We start from the raw sequence: 16,739 nt of genomic DNA on the forward strand, positions 1-16,739 counted from the left end.
CTGGCACCACAACCTGATCTTGTGACTGTTGTTCAGGAGAGTGGAGCCTCGTCGTCGGGCGCGGGCGTAGGTGACGGGGTCGCCCGAGCCGGTGGAGCGGAAGAACGGGTGGCAGCTTGCTGAGGCTGCCGGTGATGGTGGGCCTGCTCCCGACAGGCCCAAGGCCATGAGGGCCCGGCCGGAGCCGGGCCCTCGCGGGACTACATGGGCTGCCAGAGTGCGAAGAGGTTGGTGGGCTCCCAGCCGACCTGGGAGGTGTGCCCCTGCCTGCACCGGTAGGTGATGCCCTGGTAGCGCACCATGGCACCGGTCTGGTAGCTGACGCCGGGCGCCCACTCCGGTGTGCCGCCGGTGTAGGTCACGCTCGGTGTGGGGGTGGCCGTCGGTGTGGGGGTCGCCGTCGGAGTCGGGGTGGGCGTCGGTGTGGGAGTGACCGTCTGCGTGGGGGTGGCCGTCGCGGTCGGGGTGCCGGCGCAGGCGCCCAGGTCGCGCCACACGTCGTTGGTGCCGGGCTGGTTGCCCTGCGTCCACCAGCGGGCCTCATAGGTACGGCCGTTGTGGGAGACACGCTGGCCGCCGTTGTACACCTTCCCGGCCTCCCACGCCGGATCGGTGCACGTGCCGCCGGTCGGGGTGGCCGTGGGGGTCGGCGACGGGGTCACCACGCCCCCGCCGCGGGCCAGGTCCTGGACGACGCCGTAGCTCTTGCCGCCGAAGGTGACGGTGAAGTTGTTCGGGCCCGGCGCGGGCAGGTAGTAGACGTAGTCCATGGTCACCGAGGCGCCGGGGGCGAGCGTCTGCCAGCTGGGCAGCTTCACCGAGACGCGGTGGTAGTCGCCCTTGAGCCCGCCGATGTTGTTGGCCCCGGTGTGCTCGCTGCTGATCACCCGCAGCCCGAACCCGGACTGGTCCTTGGCGTTCGGCGGCGAGGCGGTCGCGTAGTCCCACTGGAACTCGGTGCCGCCGGGCAGCGTGAACGCCGACCTGTTGGTGATCTTGAGCTTGGGGCTGATCGGGTAGTTGCTGTCGCCGACGGGGAACTGCTCAGCGGCGAAGCCCACGTCGATCTTCTCCGCGGGCAGCGCCGTCTTCGCCCTGGTCGCGGTGTACGGCGCCGCGGTCTTGAGCGTGTCGTGCACCAGCGTGGTCAGCGTGTCGCCCATGAAGTACTCGCTGCCGGTCCACTTGTAGTCGCCGGCCAGCTCCCAGATCATGATGCCGCCGAGGCCCTTGTCCCTGACGTACTCGGCCTTGGCCTTGAGCGACTGCTCGTCCTCGGTGGACAGGAACACCTTCTTGCCGCTGTTCCAGAGCCACGGGGCGACGAGCGTGCCGTCGTAGTTGCGGGTGTAGGTGCCGGTGATGCCCTCGGTGACGCCGTACGCGCCGAGGTAGGAGCCGGCGATGCCGCGTTCGAGGTTCTTGGCGTGCCACATCGGGTTGGACCCGGCGCCCACCTCGCGGCCGTTCTCCTTGTCGTGCCACAGGTTGTCGATGCCGGTGGCGCCGTCGCCGCAGGTGGTCAGGCCGGTCGGGCAGGTGGTGCCGACCGACTTGCCCCACAGGCCGCCGGTGCCGCCGGTGACGTTCTTCCAGCCGCGGGTGTAGTACGGCACGCCGATGTTGATCCGGCCGGGCGGCAGGGCGCCGCGGTAGTAGTGGTAGGACCAGTCGGTGTTGAGGTAGCCGATGCCGCCGTACTGGGAGGTGGTGTAGACGCCCCACTTGGCCAGTTCGGCGTCCTTGCCGTCGTCGTAGAGCGCGGCGTTCGGGCCGACGAACTCGTTCCAGGCGCCGTGCAGGTCGTAGGACATGATGTTGAGGAAGTCCAGGTACTGGGTGACCTGGAAGGTCTCCATGCCGCGCAGCAGGTACCCGGAGGCGGGCACGGCCGCGGTGAGCTGGTAGTACTTCCCGTCGGCGGCGGCGGCCCTGTCCAGCCGGTCGCGCAGCGTCTTCATGAGCGCCGCGTATCCCTGCATGAGCCGGCCGCGCCGGGCGTTGGCGATCTGCCAGTCGGCCGGGTTGCCGGCGTCCTTCATCGAGGTGGGGTACTCGTAGTCGATGTCGACCCCGTTGAAGCCGTACTTCCTGATGAAGGCGACGGCGGAGTCGGCGAACGTGTCGATCGCGGCCTGGCTGTCGGTCATCGTGTAGAAGCCGCCGGAGGCCACCCGGTTGCCGTTCGCGTCGAGGTACCCGCCCGTCTCGGCCCATCCGCCGACGCTGATCAGCGTCTTGACGTGCGGGTTGGCCCTCTTGAGCGTGGTGAGCGCGTTGAAGTGTCCCTTGTACGGCAGGGCCGGGTCGTTGCCCGCCAGGTCCAGCCCGGTGGCAGGGTTGCTCGCCGAGTCGGCGCCCACCGAGATCTTGTTGTCCGCGCCCACGTGGGCGAAGGCGTAGTTGATGTGCGTGATCTTCGACCAGGGGATGTTCTGGGCGAGGTAGGCGGGCTGCCCGTTCCCGCCGTGGCGCCAGCCGGTGAAGTAGCCGATCACGCGGCGCGGATGGTCCGCGCCCATGCTCTCGCGGCCCTGCTCGTCGTAGGCGGAGCAGTAGGGGACGCTGACGCCGGACGTTCGGTGGAGCCCGTCGGGGCGGCAGGTCTCGTGGTCGACGGCCGCGGCGGCGGATCCGGCGAGGGTCGCCGCGACCAGGGCCATCGAGGCCGCCACGGCGGCTAAGGACAGACGCGCTCGCTTACGCATGGTTCGCCATCCAAGGGGGGTGATAATGCGCTCTTGTGCGCGAAGGTAGGCGCTCTCACCAGGTGCGTCAACGCTTTCTTTTAGGAAAGTTTCCAAATAGTTCAGCGGTCAGCAGCGCCCGAGCCACCACCATCCGCCGGCCAGCTCGAAGGACGGGCACAGGCTCGCGCCGAACCCGTTGTAGGGACCCGCCTCCGGCCGCCCGGTGAAGTGCCCGTAACCGACGGCGTCGTCCGGAACGCCGATCCAGTCGGGCACGAACCGCACCGGCCGCCCGCCGCTGGTTCCGATCACCGCGACGCGGCAGTTGGCCGAGACGAAGCAGGCCCAGCCCGGCAGTTCTGCCCCGTAGTACTGCCCCTCCGGGACGCGCGTCCCGGCGGCGACCGCGAACGCCGGCCGTTCCACCCAGAACCGCGCCCGGGCCCGCGCCTGCGGCTCCAGATGCAGGAAGAGCCCGCCGCCCAGACCGGCCAGCGCCAGCACGGCCGTGGCCACCACCGGCCAGCGGCGCGTGTCCCGCCCGGCCCGCCAGATCGCCAGACCGAACAGCGTCACCAGCACTACGAAGATCAGCAGCAGCAGCGGCAGGGCCAGGATCCAGAGCCGCGTCACCAGCCAGCCGGTGTGCAGCGCGACGCCGAGCGCGATCACGGCCAGGGGGACGGCCGCCAGAACGGGTTTGGAGATCACCGGCCCACCTTAGAGCGGCCGCGTGCAGGACTCAGCGGGAAAATGTGCGGATCGCGCGCACGTGGAACCCCGGGCGGCGGCTGCGGTCGCCACCCGGGGAAGCCTCACCCGGCGCGCACCGGACGTCTACGAGGCCCTCGGTCCCGTTTCGTCGATGAGCGCGAACACGGCCCCGGAGACGTCGGCCACCAGACCCATCCGCCCCGTGGAGACATCGAGGGGATCGCCGATCACCGATCCGCCGAGGTCGGTCACGCGCACCACCGTCGCGTCCGTCCCCACGGCCGGATCGACCGCGAAGTACACGAGCCAGTACGGCAGGACGTAGGACTTGTCCGCGTGCCGGCCCAGCCGGGTCTGCCCGCCGGCCGACCAGACCGTGTAGTCGAAGTGCCGCCCGTCGCCGATCTGCCGCTGCTCGTAACCGAACAGCCGCCCGTAGAACGCGTCGATGCGCCCGCCGTCGATGGTACGCAGCTCCGCCCAGGTCAGCGTGCCCGGCCTGCCCACGCCGAAGCCGCCGGGCACGTCGGCGCGCCACAGGCCGAAGACCGCGCCCGCCGGGTCGGCGGCGACGAGAGCCTCCCCCTGCCCGGGATCCTGGTACGGGCCGAAGACGATCTGCCCGCCCGCCTCCTCGATGCTCTTGGCCGCCGTCTCCACGGCGTCGGCGTGCACGTAGAGCGTCCATGCGGCCTGCTCGCCGTCGCGGACGCCGGCCACGACGTCGCCGTCGAGTTCGGCGTAGACGTAGTCGCCCGCCGACGAATAGGTCCAGCCGAAGAGACCGGAATAGAAGTCGCAGGTCGCCGCGCGGTTCGCGGTGGCGATGTCCACCAATGCGGGTGCGCCGGAAATGACCGGACTAAGCACGCGTACCCCTCCTCATTCCTCTGGATCGGCGACTCCGAGTAGTGCGCGGAGCTGCCGCAGAACGACGATGCGCAACCGGCCGGCGTCGAAGTAGTCATGGTCGAGGACACGCGGGATGACCAGCCCGTCGAGGAGCGCGATGAGCGCCGTCACCACGTCCTCGACGTCGTCGGCCACGCGGAACTCGCCTTGTTCGACGCCGTCGCGGATGGCCTCGGCGAACGGCCGCCGGTAGCGCTGCTGCAGGCTCACGCTGTGCGAGCGAAGCTCGGGATCGTGCACCGCCGCGTGCCAGAACTCCATCAGCATGCGCCAGGTGCCGATCGGCAGCGGCGCCAGCCCGCCGTCCACGAGCGCGACCAGGCGCCGCCACGGCGTCGGCTCCTGATCGCCCGCCTGCTCCAGCCGGGCGACCTCCCGTTCGGTGGAGTGGTGCAGCGCCTCGACGAGCATGTCGTCGCGCGAGCCGAAGTAGAACTGCAACGTGCTCACCGCCACCCCCGCCACCTTGGCGACGTCGGTGAAACGCGTGTGCTCGTAACCGCGCTCGGACAGGACGGCGACGACCACGTCGAGCACCTCTGCCCTGCGGCCACCGCCGACTCTGCGGCGGCGCGAGGGGACGGATGTTGACCTCACGCCGCGATCGTATCTCCGTACGGTACGGCTCACCAGTACGTGAAAACGTATGGCTGTACGGCTTACCCGCTCAGACCACCTCGAAGGTGCTCATCATGGCCATGTCCTCATGCTCCAGGTTGTGGCAGTGCAGGACGTACCGGCCGCGGTAGCCGGTGAAGCGGGTGATGATCTCCACGGTCTGCGTCTCGCGCAGCTCGACCGTGTCCTTCCAGGCCGGCGGGCCCTCGGGGCGCTCGCCTCCGGCCGACAGCACCTGGAAGGGCGCCAGGTGCAGGTGCACCGGGTGGGAGACGTCGCTGGTCAGCCGCCAGATCTCGACCTGGCCGAGCTTGGGCCTGGCATCGACGCGGCGTACGTCGAAGGGCTTGTCGTTGATCATCCAGCCGGTGTGGCCGTGCAGGCTGCCGCTGGTGAAGGAGAAGTCGCGGGTCACCGCGGCCGTGGCCGGGTCGAGCCGCTCGATCCGGGAGAGCGTCTGGGGGATCGCGGAGTCGTCGCGGGCCTCGCGGGCGACCGTGAACCGCATCACCCGCGACTGCGGGCCCTCCTCGCCGAGGAGGTTGCGCAGCTCGACGTGCTCGCCCACACGGTAGGCGGCGAAGTCCACCACCACGTCGGCCCGCTCGCCCGGCGCCAGCCGTACCTGCTCGACGGGGTGAGGGGCGGCCAGCAGGCCGCCGTCGCTCGCGATCACCACCATCGTGCCGCCGGGCGGCAGGGCGAGCTCGTAGGTGCGGGCGTTGGAGCCGTTGAGCAGCCGCAGCCGGTAGCGGGCCCGGTCGACCGCGAGATCCGGCCACGGGGCGCCGTTGACCAAGATGACGTCGCCGAGCAGGCCGCCCATGAACGCTTCGCGGGCGCCGGGCCCGTTGTCGCGCACCGGGTAGGGCATGGTGCCGTCGGTGTGGAAGGCCCGGTCGCAGATCATCAGCGGCACGTCCCGCTCGCCGGAGGGCAGCGGCAGCGCCGCCTCCCCCTCGTCGCCCACCAGGAAGAACCCGGCCAGGCCCCGCCAGACCTGCGGGCCGGTGTAGTCCATGCGGTGGTCGTGGTACCAGAGCGTCGCCGCCCGCTGCTCCAGCGGGAAGACGTAGTCCCGCTGCGTGCCCGGCGCCACCAGGTCGGTCGGGAAGCCGTCGGACTCCGGCGGGGTGTGCCCGCCGTGCAGGTGGGTGACGGTCGGCGCGCCCAGCGTGTTGCGCACGCGCACGACGGTCCGCCGGCCGCTGCGCGCCCGGACGGTGGGGCCGGGGAACTTCCCGTCGTAGCCCCAGATCGGGGTGCGCAGACCGGGCAGGATGTCCGCCTCGGCCGCGCGCTGGACGAGCTCGTAGTAGTCGGTGGTGCCGTCGCTGCGATACGGCTTCGCCACCGGCGGCAGCGGCAGCGGCACGGCGAAGGGCCGGGGCAGCGGGGCCGTACTGGCGAGAAGCTTGGGCAACGGGGTGCGCCCGGTCAGCGAGCAGCCGGGGACGCCCAGCGCCGCGACCGCCCCCAGCCCGAGCAGCCCCAGCGCCCGCCGCCGTGAGACGTTCACGCCGCCGCCGCGGCGGCGGGGCGGCGCTCGGCCCAGATCTGTGCGGTCTGCACCAGGCTGCCGCCGAACATCAGCACGCCGACCGGCACGTGCAGCGTCTTCATGTGGGCCATGCCGAGCGCCATCTGGGCCAGGGTCAGCACCAGCATGCCGACGGCGGGCCCGATGGCGGCGCGCCGGCGCGCGACGAGGGCGGCGACCAGGTTGACCAGCACGACGACCGCCACCGCGATGGCCGTGACGCTGTGCGCGGCCCGCCCGCCGGGAGAGGACAGCAACATGCCGGCGGTGACCGCCTGGAGCAGCAGGACCAGGGTCTGCAGGGTGAGTGTGATGCGCAGGAACCTCATGCCGGAAATCTTCGTCCAGCCCGTGGCGCGCGGACGTCCCACCAGCGGTGATGACGCGTCTACTCCCCCGGTACGACTCCCGGCCGGCCCGCTACGGCCGGAGCGGTACGCCCGGAACCTCCGGCCGGGCGTGGGTGACCCGGCCGGAGGCCGGTGGTGGCCCCGCCGGGCTGGGGAGCGGGATCCGGCAGGGCCTTCTGACGACCCGACCGGCAGGGTGTGGGTGACCCCGCCGGTCGGGATGGGCGGCCCGGCCGGGCGGGTGGGGGTGACCCGGCCGGGCGTTCGAGGGCCCAGCCGGGCGCTGAGCTCGCCCGGCCGGGCGTTCAGGTGAGCCAGTCGTCGGCGATCTGCCCGCCGACCAGCTCCAGGAGCGTGCCGGCGCGCCGCATCGAGCGCCGGCCGTCCGGTTCCAGGGCGCTGAGCGGGTAGACGCGGTCGAGGCCGAGCCGTTCGATCGCCGCGGGCGGCAGGAGCGAGCGCCCGGCCACGGCGACGACCGGCGTGCCAGCGGCGACCGCCATCGCGGCGACCCCGGCGGGCGCCTTGCCGCGGGCGGTCTGGTGGTCGAGCGAGCCCTCCCCGGTGACGACGAGCTTCGCCGCCGCCAGGTGCGCGGGGAAGCCGACGAGGTCCAGGACCAGCTCGATGCCGGAGCGGAGCGTGCCGCGCAGGATGGTCAGGCCCGCGTAGCCGACGCCGCCCGCGGCCCCCGCGCCGGGGACGCAGGCGGCCTCGACGCCGGTGGCCGCGGCGACCGCCCGGGACCAGCGGGCCAGCGCGGTCTCCAGGTCGGCCACGTCGCGTGGTGTGGCGCCCTTCTGCGGCCCGTAGACGGCGGCGGCGCCGTACGGGCCGAGCAAGGGGTTGTCCACGTCGATGGCGATGTCGATCTCCACCTCGGCCAGGCGGGGATGCAGCCGCGACAGGTCGAGCCGGTCGATGGCGGCCAGGGCCGCGCCGCCGCGCCCGGTGACGCCCTCCAGCCGGGCGCCCAGTGCCTCGGCCAGGCCGGCGCCGCCGTCGGTGCAGGCGCTGCCGCCCAGGCCGAGCACGATCCGGCGGCAGCCGCCGTCCAGCGCGGCCCGGATGACCTGGCCGGTGCCGTAACTGGTGGCGGTACGGGGAGCGGGCGGCCCGGTCAGGCGGCCCAGCCCGGACACGTCGGCCAGCTCGATCACCGCGACGCCGTCGCGCTCGGCGTAGGAGGTCGCGACCGGCCGCGCGTCAGGCCCTTCGGCCCGGACGGCGACCCGGCGGAACCCGGCGGCCAGCGCGGCCTCCAGCGTGCCCTCGCCGCCGTCGGCCACCGGCAGCGCGGCGACCGGGGTGCCGGGGGCGCGCCCGGTGATCCCGGCCGCCAGGTGCTCGCAGACCTCACGGGCCGTCAGCGAGCCCTTGAACTTGTCGGGCGCGATCAGCACGGACATGGCCGCTCACCCCCGCGACAGGATCTCGGCGTCGGCGACCTCCTCGAACTCCGTGATGGCGTCGAGGTCGGCGCCCATCGCGATGTTGGTGACCCGTTCGAGTATCACCTCGACCACGACCGGCACGCGCAGGTCCTCCATGATCTTCCGCGCCTCCTCGAAGGCCCCGGCCAGTTCCCCGGGCTCGTGCACGCGGATGGCCTTGCAGCCCAGCCCCTCGACCACCTTGACGTGGTCGACGCCGTAGCCGCCCAGCTCGGGCGCGTTGACGTTGTCGAAGGCCAGGCTGACCTGGAAGTCCATGTCGAACGCCCGCTGCGCCTGCCGGATCAGCCCCAGGTAGGAGTTGTTGACCAGCACCTGGAGGAAGGGGATGTTGAACTGCGCGCCGACCGCCAGCTCCTCGATCATGAACTGGAAGTCGTAGTCGCCCGACAGCGCCACCACGGTGGCCTCCGGGTCGGCCACGGCCACGCCCAGCGCGGCGGGCACCGTCCAGCCTAGCGGCCCGGCCTGGCCGCAGTTGATCCAGTGCCGCGGCTTGTAGACGTGCAGGAACTGCCCGCCGGCGATCTGCGACAGGCCGATCGTGGAGACGTAGCGCACGTCCTTGCCGAAGGCGAGGTTCATCTCCTGGTAGACGCGCTGCGGCTTGATCGGGACGTTGTCGAAGTCGGTGCGCCGGTGCAGGGTGCGCTTGCGCTCCTGGCACTCCTTCGCCCACACGCCCCGGTCCGGCGGCAGCGTGGCGCGGGCCGCCTCGACGAGCTGGATCAGCGCAGCCCCGGCGTCGGAGACGACGCCGTAGTCGGGCGCGAAGACCCTGCCGATCTGGGTGGGCTCGATGTCGATGTGCACGAAGGTACGGCCGCGCCGGTAGACCTCGAGCCCGCCGGTGTGGCGGTTGGCCCACCGGTTGCCGATGCCGAGCACGAAGTCGGCGGCCAGCAGGGTGGCGTTGCCGTAGCGGTGGGCGGTCTGCAGGCCGGCCATGCCGGCCATCAGCGGGTGGTCGTCGGGGATGCCGCCCCAGCCCATGAGCGTGGGGATGACCGGCACCCCGAGCAGTTCGGCCAGCTCGACCAGCAGGTCGCTGGCGTCGGCGTTGATGACGCCGCCGCCGGCGACGATGACCGGGCGCTCGGCCCCCGCCATCATGGCCAGCACCTTCTCCGCCTGCGCCCGGGTGGCCGCCGGCCGGTGGACGGGCAGCGGCTCGTAGGTCTCGATGTCGAAGTCGATCTCGGTGAGCTGCACGTCGAGCGGCAGGTCGATGAGGACGGGGCCGGGCCGTCCCGAGCGCATGAGGTGGAAGGCCTGCTGGAAGGCGCCCGGCACCTGGGCGCCCTCCATGACGGTGTACGCCATCTTGGTGAGGGGCGCGGCGATGGCGGCGATGTCGACGGCCTGGAAGTCCTCCTTGTGCAGGCGGGCGACCGGCGCCTGGCCGGTGACGCAGAGGATGGGGATGGAGTCGGCGGCGGCGGAGTACAGGCCGGTGATCATGTCGGTGCCCGCGGGGCCCGAGGTGCCGACGCACACGCCGATGTTGCCGGCGCGGGCGCGGGTGTAGCCCTCGGCCATGTGCGCGGCGCCTTCGACGTGCCTGGCCAGGACGTGTTTGATCCCGCCGTGCGCGCGCATCGCGGAGTAGAACGGGTTGATGGCCGCGCCGGGCACCCCGAAGGTCTGGGTGGCGTTCTCACGCTCCAGGATCAGGACCGCGGCGTCGACGGCTCGCATGCGTGCCATGGGTTCGCTCCTCGCGCTCAGCGGCCCGAGAGCTGCTCGACGAGCAGCAGCAGGGCGGTGTGGTCGAGCTGCCCGTGGCCCTGGGCCCGCGCGGCGCCCATCAGCTGGGCCAGGACCGCCCCGACCGGGATGGCCACGCCCGCCTGACGGGCGGCCGCGGTGACGATGCCGAGGTCCTTGTGGTGCAGGTCGATGCGGAAGCCCGGCTGGAAGGTACGGCTCAGCATGCCCTCGGCCTTGCGCTCCAGGATGCGGTTGCCCGCCAGGCCCGCCGACAGGACCTTGACCGCGGCCTCCATCTCGACGCCGTAGGCCTCCAGGAACACGATCGCCTCGGCGACCAGCTCGATGGTGCCGGCGACGATGAGCTGGTTGGCGGCCTTGACCGTCTGCCCGGACCCGGCGGGGCCGACGTGCACGACGGTGGAGCCCACCGCTTCCAGGACGGGCCGGGCCGCCTCGACGTCGGCGGGGGCGCCGCCGACCATGATGGACAGGCTGGCGTCGATCGCGCCCTGCTCGCCGCCGGAGACGGGCGCGTCCACCGCGCGCAGCCCGGCCTCGGCCGCCTGGGCGGCCATGCGGGCGGCGGCGTCGGGCCTGATGCTGCTGGCGTCGATCCACAGCGTGCCCTCGCGGGCGTGGTCCACGATGTCGGCGGCGACGAGTTCGACGTCGGGGGTGTCGGGGAGCATGGTCACGACGACGTCGGCGTCGCGCACGCCTTCCGCGATGCTGCCCGCGCCGTGGCCGCCCAGCTCGATCAGCCGCTCGACCTTCTCCGGTTCCTTGTTGACGCCGGTGACGGTGTATCCGGCCTTGAGGAGGTTGGCGGCCATCGGGGCGCCCATGATGCCCAGGCCGATGACGGTCACGTTGCTCACGGCAGTTCCTTGTGGTCGGAGGTGAGCCAGGCGAAGGGGTCCTCGCCCGGGTTGGCTTTGTGTTCCAGGCCGATCCAGCCGTCGTATCCGGTCCGGCCGAGCTCGGTGAGCCAGGCGCCCAGCGGCAGGTCGCCGGTGCCGGGCGCGCCTCTGCCCGGCGCGTCGGCGATCTGGACGTGGCCGATGCGGTCCGGGTCGCCGCGCAGGAGCGCGTCCACGTCGTCGCCGTTGACGGCCAGGTGGTAGAGGTCGGCGAGCAGCTTCAGCCCCGGGACGGCGGCCACGACGGCCAGCGCCTCGGCGGCGGTCCTGAGCGGGTAGGCCGGGGCGCCGCTGAGCGCCTCGATCAGGACGACGCCGTCCACGACCTCCTGGGCCAGCGCCAGGTTGGCGAGGGCGGTCTCGTCCTGGAGTTCTTCCCGGACGTCGTCGAGGCGGTTGCCGTACAGGGCGTTGAAGGAGCGGCAGCCGAGCGTGCGGCCGATCGCGGCCACGATCGGCACGTTGTCGCGGAACTCGGCGGCGCGGTGCGGGTGCGACAGCAGGCCGCGTTCGCCTCCGGGCATGTCGCCGGCGGCGAAGTTGATCCCGGTCAGCTGGACCCCGGCGTCGCGGACGGCGCGTACGAACGAGTCGACCTGCGCGTCGGCGGGCACGGCGGTCTCGAACGGCCACCAGAACTCCACGGCCTCGAAGCCGGCCTTGCGGGCGGCCTCCGGGCGTTCCAGCACGGGCAGGTCGGTGAAGAGGATGGAGCAGTTGACGGTGTAGCGCATCTGGCCTGCCTCCTATCGGACGGTGTTGCTCAGGACGCCCACGCCCGCGATGTCCACCGCGACCTCGTCGCCGGCGGCCAGGGGGCCGACGCCGTCGGGGCTGCCGGTCAGCAGGACGTCTCCGGGGTTGAGGGTGATCCAGCGGGTGACGTAGGCGAGGAGTTCGTCGACGCCGAAGAGCATCGCGGCGGTGGGGCTGTCCTGGACGACGAGCCCGTTGACGCGGGTGCGGATGTGCAGTCCGGCCGGGTCGTCGATGTCGGTCTCGATCCAGGGACCGAGCGGGCAGAAGGTGTCGGCGCTCTTGGCCCTGACCCACTGGCCGTCGTTGCGCCAGTCGTCGGCGGTGATGTCGTTGGCGCAGGTGTAGCCGAGGACGTAGTCGCGGAAGTGGCGTTTGGGCACCTGGTGGGCGGTGCGGCCGATGACCACGGCCAGCTCGCCCTCGTACTCCAGCCTGCGCAGCCCGTGCGGGCGGCGTACCTCGGCGCCGGGGCCGGTGACGGCGTTGGCGGCCTTGAGGAACAGCCGTGGTTTGCGGAGTTTTCCCGGTGCGCCGTAGTTGCGGCCGGCGCAGACGATCACGCGTGGATCGCAGGGCGCCAGCAGCGTCACCTCCTCCAGCGCCGCCACCGACCCCTGCCCGGGGGCAGGGTGGATGTCGTGGCCGACGAGCACGCCGGTGCGTACCTCGTCCTTGTGGGTGTAGCGGACGAGTCTCATGACGCAACCACCGCCTCACGCAGGAGTTCGATCGGGTGCCAGGCCTGGCGGGCCGAGCCGTGGAAGATCTGCTGGCGGCAGGAGACGCCGGTGGCGGCCACCACGGTCTCGGCCGGTTCCGCGGCCAGGGCGGGGAAGAGCCGGTCGGAGCCGACGGTCATGGACAGCTCGTAGTGCTCGGCCTCGAAGCCGAAGGAGCCGGCCATGCCGCAGCATCCGGTGTCGAGCTCTACGACCTCCACGCCGGGGATGAGCCGGAGCATGGCCATCGTGGCGGCCGTGCCGACCTCGGCCTTCTGGTGGCAGTGGCCGTGGAAGACGACCCTCTTGCCCGCGAGCCATGAGTCGGCGCGCAGCGTCAGCCTGCCCGCGCCGACGGCCTCGGTGAGCAGTTCCTCCACCTGCTTGACCCGGGCGGCGACCGCGTCCACGCGTTCGTCGCCGGCCAGCATCGCCCGGTGCTCGTCGCGCAGGGTGAACAGGCAGGACGGCTCGCAGCCGACGATCGGGCCCTCGGTGGCGGCCAGGTGGGCGACCAGCGCGCCCGCCTGCGCCTTGGCCTGGTCGAGCAGGCCCTTGGACAGGCTGGAGCGGCCGCAGCAGCCGGTGGCGGCCAGCTCGACCGTCCAGCCGGCGCGCTCCAGCAGCTCGATCGCCGCCTTGCCGATGTGCGGCTCGGTGTAGGTGGTGAAGGAGTCGGCCAGGAACGTCAGCGTCTCGCGGCCGGTGCGCTCGCGGCCCTTGTGCCCTTGGTGCCAGCGGATGAGGTTGCCGCGCTGGAAGCGGGGCAGCTGCCGGGCGGCGGTGATCCCGACCGTGCGTTCCAGCAGCCGCCGGACGAGCGGGATCCGGGTGGGCAGGTTCGACAGCGGCGCGGTGGCCGAGCCGAGCCGGTTGAGCGAGCGGATGGCGCCGAAGATCCGCGAGCGCAGGGGCACGCCGTGCTGGTCATGGTGGTGCGACAGCGCTTCGGCCTTGAGCGTGGCCATGTCCACGCTCATCGGGCACTCGCTCTTGCAGGCCTTGCACATCAGGCACAGGTCGAGGATCTCGTGCAGCCGCTCGTCGCCGAAGGCCGTCTTGGGGTCGGCCGACGACAGCGCCTTGACCAGAGCGTTGGCCCGGCCCCGGGTGGAGTGCTCCTCCTGGCGGGTGGCGACGTAGGACGGGCACATGACGCCGGGCCCGCTCTTGCGGCACAGCCCGATGTTCATGCACCGGTCGGCGGCGCCGCGCATGCCGCCGACCACCTCGAACGACAGCCGGGTGCGCAGCGGCCCGGCGGGGGGCAGGGCCGCGTCGCGCAGGTTGTCGGTCATGGGCGGCGCGTCGACGATCTTGCCGGGGTTCAGGACGTTCCCGGGGTCGAACAGGTGCTTGACCGAGCGCATCGCCTCGTACAGCTCCGGGCCGAAGATCTCCCGGTTGAACTCGCTGCGGGCCAGGCCGTCGCCGTGCTCGCTGGAGTTGACGCCGCCGTACTCGGCGACCAGGTCCTTGATCTCCACGGCCACCGCGCGCATGGTCGTCACCTGCTCGGGGTCGGCCAGGTCGACGAACGGGCGGATGTGCAGGCAGCCGACCGAGCAGTGGCCGTAAAAGCCGGCCGTCAGGCCGTGCCTGTCGAGCACGCCGCGGAAACGGTCGGTGTACTCGGCCAAATGCTTGGGGTCGACGGCGGTGTCCTCGACGAAGGCCAGCGGCCTGCGGGTGCCCTCGCCGGCCGCCATGAGCAGGCCGAGACTCGACTTGCGCACCTTGAGCAGCGCCGTCTGCTCGGCGGGTGTGACGGCGAGCAGGGTGTGGTAGCCGTGGCCGTTGCGCTTCCACGACCGGCTGACCTCGTCGAGTTTGGCGGTCAGGTGGTCGCGGTCGTCGCCGCTGAAGGAGACGAACAGCAGCGCGGCCGGGTCGCCTTTGAGGATGTCGCCGAGACCGGCGTACTCGATCTTCTGCCGGGACAGGTCCAGGATCGTCTTGTCCATGAGCTCGACCTGGGCGGGGTCGCAGGCCAGGGCGTCCTCGGTGGCGGCGATGGCGGCGGCGGTGGTGTCGAAGTGGCCCACGGCGTAGACGGTGTGGCGGGGTTTGGGCACCAGGTCGACCAGCGCGTGCGTCGCCACGACCAGCGTGCCCTCGGCCCCGACCACGAACTTCGCCAGATCGAACTCCCCCGGCCCGGCCAGCCGGTCCAGCCGGTACCCGCAGGCGCGCCGCCAGAACGGCGGGAAGCCGGTGGCGATCGCCTCGGCGTTGTCGCGGACGAGTGCGGGCAGCTCACGGTAGAGCGCGCCCTCCAGGGTCGGCTCCGCGGCGCGCCGGGCCCGCTCCTGCTCGCTGACCGGTTCCAGCCGCGCGGTCGAGCCGTCGGCCAGGACCACGTCCAGGGCCCTGACGTGGTCGATGGTCATCCCGAAGGTGAGCGAGCCGCTGCCGGCGGAGTTGTTGCCGATCATCCCGCCGATGGTGGCGCGGTTGCTGGTGGAGGTGTCGGGGCCGAACATCAGCCCGTACGGCGCGGCCGCCTGGTTGAGCTGGTCCTGCACCACCCCCACCTCGACCAGCGCGGTCCGCGCCTCCGGGTCGAGGTCGACGATCTGGTTCATGTGCCGGGAGAAGTCGAGGACCAGGCCGGGCCCGACCGTCTGCCCGGCCAGGCTGGTGCCGGCGCCGCGCGGCACCACGGGCACGCCCTCCCGCCCGGCCGCCTTGACCGCCTCGGCGACGTCCCCGGCGTGCCGGGGGAAGACCACGCCGACCGGCATGATCGCGTACATGCTCGCGTCGCGGGAGAACAGGTGGCGGGTGTAGTCGTCGAAGGCCACCTCGCCCTCGACGGCCGCGCTGAGCGCGCGCAGCAGGTCGCCCGTCTCCGGAAGGGTGGCCGTCATGGCGCCTGCAGGCGCTCGAGCGCGTCGTTGAGTCCGCGCGGGTCGATGGGCACGCCGGCCAGGGTGAGTCCCATCTGGACACCGGCCAGGGTGCCGGCGAGGGTGAGGTCGTTGAAGTCGCCCAGGTGGCCGATGCGGAAGACGCGGCCGCTGAGCTTGCCGAGCCCGGAGCCGAGTGACATGTCGTAGCGGTCGAGGATGATCGCTCTGATCTTGTCGGCGTCGTATCCCTCGGGAACGATCACGGCGGTCAGGGCCGCGGAGTGCTCGCGTTCGTCGGCGCAGAGCACTTCGAGTCCCCATCCGCGTACGGCCGCGCGGGTGGCCTCGGCGTGGCGGATGTGGCGGGCGAAGACGGCGTCGAGTCCTTCGTCGTAGAGCAGACGGAGGGCTTCGCGCAGGCCGTAGAGCAGGTTGGTGGCGGGGGTGTAGGGGAAGAAGCCGCGTTCGTTGGCGGCCAGGATCGGCGCCCAGTCCCAGAACGACCTGGCCAGGGTCGCGGTGCGTGAGGCGTGCAGGGCCTTGTCGCTGACGGCGTTGAAGCTCAGGCCGGGCGGGAGCATGAGCCCCTTCTGCGAGCCGGCGACGGTGACGTCGACGCCCCACTCGTCGTGGCGGTAGTCGATCGAGCCGAGTGAGGAGATGGTGTCGACCAGCAGCAGGGCGGGGTGGCCCGCGGCGTCGATGGCGGCGCGCACGTCGGGGACGCGGCTGGTGACGCCGGTGGAGGTCTCGTTGTGGACCACGCAGACGGCCTTGATGGTGTGGCCGGTGTCGGCGGACAGGCGTTCGCGGACGGCGTCGGGGTCGGCGCCCCTGCGCCAGTCGCCGGGCACGAACGCGACGTCCAGCCCGAGCCGTCCGGCCATCTCCTGCCAGAGGGTGGCGAAGTGGCCGGTCTCGAAGCACAGGACCTTGTCGCCCGCGCTCAACGTGTTGACCAGGGCGGCCTCCCACGCTCCGGTGCCCGAGGCCGGGTAGATCACGACCGGTCCTTCGGTGCCGAAGACCGGCTTGATGTCGCGCAGCACCTCCAGGCCGAGTGCGGCGAACTCGGGACCCCGGTGGTCGATGGTCGGCGCCGACATGGCCCGCAGCACGCTGTCGGGCACGTTCGTGGGGCCGGGGATCTGCAGGAAGTGCCTGCTCATGAGGACCTCGCTCGAAATATCCACGATGCGGAAAAGTTATATCGCTATACGGAAGATATGCCTTCCCGGGGGAGATGAAAAGTCTTGACGGCCAATGTGAGCCAGGTCATACTCTCGCTAAGCGGAAACCATTTTCCGCATTATGGAAAACCTGCTGGAGTCCGTATGTCGGTTCAGATCATCACGATCGTCGTCCTGGCCGTCGTCTTCCTGGTCGCCACCGTGCTGCCCGTCCACATGGGGGCGCTGGCGTTCGTCGCCGCCTTCATGGTCGGCGCCTTCGTGCTCGGCGAAGGCAAGGACGACATCGTCGCGGGGTTCCCCGGCGA

13 protein-coding genes and 2 pseudogenes are annotated in these 16,739 nt (G+C 71.8%); 2 read left to right on the plus strand and 13 right to left on the minus strand.

Annotated features, from left to right (window positions below; all coding sequences use genetic code 11):
• Positions 1-31: 31 nt before the first annotated feature.
• Positions 32-145 (plus strand): annotated as a pseudogene (locus ACIBI5_RS51120) (IS701 family transposase); the annotation flags it as partial.
• Positions 146-200: 55 nt separating this feature from the next.
• Here the strand turns inward: ACIBI5_RS51120 and ACIBI5_RS51125 are convergent.
• From ACIBI5_RS51125 to ACIBI5_RS51185, 13 genes are all read right to left on the minus strand, one after another.
• A complete protein-coding gene (locus ACIBI5_RS51125; RefSeq protein ID WP_397258588.1) occupies positions 201-2,708 on the minus strand; it encodes a chitinase C-terminal domain-containing protein in 2,508 nt (835 codons plus the stop codon).
• 108 nt (positions 2,709-2,816) lie between these two features.
• On the minus strand, positions 2,817-3,401 hold the full coding sequence (locus tag ACIBI5_RS51130; RefSeq protein ID WP_397258590.1) for a hypothetical protein: 585 nt from the start codon (positions 3,399-3,401) through the stop codon (positions 2,817-2,819).
• 126 nt (positions 3,402-3,527) lie between these two features.
• Complete coding sequence (locus tag ACIBI5_RS51135) at positions 3,528-4,274, minus strand: VOC family protein (RefSeq protein WP_397258592.1); 747 nt, start codon at positions 4,272-4,274, stop codon at positions 3,528-3,530.
• Positions 4,275-4,286: 12 nt separating this feature from the next.
• Positions 4,287-4,913, minus strand: a complete 627-nt coding sequence (locus tag ACIBI5_RS51140) for a TetR/AcrR family transcriptional regulator (protein ID WP_397258594.1) — start codon at positions 4,911-4,913, stop codon at positions 4,287-4,289.
• A gap of 70 nt (positions 4,914-4,983) precedes the next feature.
• Complete coding sequence (locus tag ACIBI5_RS51145; RefSeq protein WP_397258596.1) at positions 4,984-6,453, minus strand: multicopper oxidase family protein; 1,470 nt, start codon at positions 6,451-6,453, stop codon at positions 4,984-4,986.
• The gene (locus ACIBI5_RS51150; RefSeq protein ID WP_397258598.1) at positions 6,450-6,803 is read right to left on the minus strand and encodes a hypothetical protein; all 354 of its coding nucleotides are present in this window, start codon (positions 6,801-6,803) and stop codon (positions 6,450-6,452) included. The genes ACIBI5_RS51145 and ACIBI5_RS51150 overlap by 4 nt, the downstream gene beginning before the upstream one ends.
• 326 nt (positions 6,804-7,129) lie before the next feature.
• Complete coding sequence (locus tag ACIBI5_RS51155; RefSeq protein WP_397258600.1) at positions 7,130-8,233, minus strand: glycerate kinase; 1,104 nt, start codon at positions 8,231-8,233, stop codon at positions 7,130-7,132.
• 6 nt (positions 8,234-8,239) lie between these two features.
• Positions 8,240-9,985, minus strand: a complete 1,746-nt coding sequence (gcl, locus tag ACIBI5_RS51160) for a glyoxylate carboligase (RefSeq protein WP_397258602.1) — start codon at positions 9,983-9,985, stop codon at positions 8,240-8,242.
• 17 nt (positions 9,986-10,002) lie between these two features.
• The gene (locus ACIBI5_RS51165) at positions 10,003-10,869 is read right to left on the minus strand and encodes a 2-hydroxy-3-oxopropionate reductase (RefSeq protein ID WP_397258604.1); all 867 of its coding nucleotides are present in this window, start codon (positions 10,867-10,869) and stop codon (positions 10,003-10,005) included.
• Positions 10,866-11,645: a hydroxypyruvate isomerase family protein gene (locus ACIBI5_RS51170; protein WP_397258606.1), complete on the minus strand. Its 780-nt coding sequence runs from the start codon at positions 11,643-11,645 to the stop codon at positions 10,866-10,868. The genes ACIBI5_RS51165 and ACIBI5_RS51170 overlap by 4 nt, the downstream gene beginning before the upstream one ends.
• Before the next feature lie 12 nt (positions 11,646-11,657).
• Positions 11,658-12,368, minus strand: a complete 711-nt coding sequence (locus tag ACIBI5_RS51175) for a fumarylacetoacetate hydrolase family protein (protein WP_397258608.1) — start codon at positions 12,366-12,368, stop codon at positions 11,658-11,660.
• Positions 12,365-15,259 (minus strand): FAD-binding and (Fe-S)-binding domain-containing protein, encoded by a 2,895-nt coding sequence (locus ACIBI5_RS51180; protein ID WP_397258610.1) that lies wholly within the window; start codon positions 15,257-15,259, stop codon positions 12,365-12,367. The genes ACIBI5_RS51175 and ACIBI5_RS51180 overlap by 4 nt, the downstream gene beginning before the upstream one ends.
• A complete protein-coding gene (locus tag ACIBI5_RS51185; RefSeq protein ID WP_397258612.1) occupies positions 15,256-16,410 on the minus strand; it encodes a pyridoxal-phosphate-dependent aminotransferase family protein in 1,155 nt (384 codons plus the stop codon). Before ACIBI5_RS51185 ends, ACIBI5_RS51180 begins: the two co-directional genes overlap by 4 nt.
• A 165-nt stretch (positions 16,411-16,575) precedes the next feature.
• Here ACIBI5_RS51185 and ACIBI5_RS51190 point away from each other — a divergent pair.
• Positions 16,576-16,739: pseudogene (locus ACIBI5_RS51190) on the plus strand (hypothetical protein); the annotation flags it as partial.

This window comes from Nonomuraea sp. NPDC050540 (assembly GCF_044457485.1).
Lineage (GTDB): Bacteria > Actinomycetota > Actinomycetes > Streptosporangiales > Streptosporangiaceae > Nonomuraea.

What these genes read in the sequence shown, in the direction of transcription:
- ACIBI5_RS51180 (WP_397258610.1), bottom strand. Translation starts at nt 15,259, where the DNA reads ATGACGGCCACCCTTCCGGAGACGGGCGACCTGCTGCGCGCGCTCAGC.
- ACIBI5_RS51155 (WP_397258600.1), bottom strand. Translation starts at nt 8,233, where the DNA reads ATGTCCGTGCTGATCGCGCCCGACAAGTTCAAGGGCTCGCTGACGGCC.
- ACIBI5_RS51175 (WP_397258608.1), bottom strand. Translation starts at nt 12,368, where the DNA reads ATGAGACTCGTCCGCTACACCCACAAGGACGAGGTACGCACCGGCGTG.
- ACIBI5_RS51125 (WP_397258588.1), bottom strand. Translation starts at nt 2,708, where the DNA reads ATGCGTAAGCGAGCGCGTCTGTCCTTAGCCGCCGTGGCGGCCTCGATG.
- gcl (WP_397258602.1), bottom strand. Translation starts at nt 9,985, where the DNA reads ATGGCACGCATGCGAGCCGTCGACGCCGCGGTCCTGATCCTGGAGCGT.
- ACIBI5_RS51170 (WP_397258606.1), bottom strand. Translation starts at nt 11,645, where the DNA reads ATGCGCTACACCGTCAACTGCTCCATCCTCTTCACCGACCTGCCCGTG.
- ACIBI5_RS51150 (WP_397258598.1), bottom strand. Translation starts at nt 6,803, where the DNA reads ATGAGGTTCCTGCGCATCACACTCACCCTGCAGACCCTGGTCCTGCTG.
- ACIBI5_RS51185 (WP_397258612.1), bottom strand. Translation starts at nt 16,410, where the DNA reads ATGAGCAGGCACTTCCTGCAGATCCCCGGCCCCACGAACGTGCCCGAC.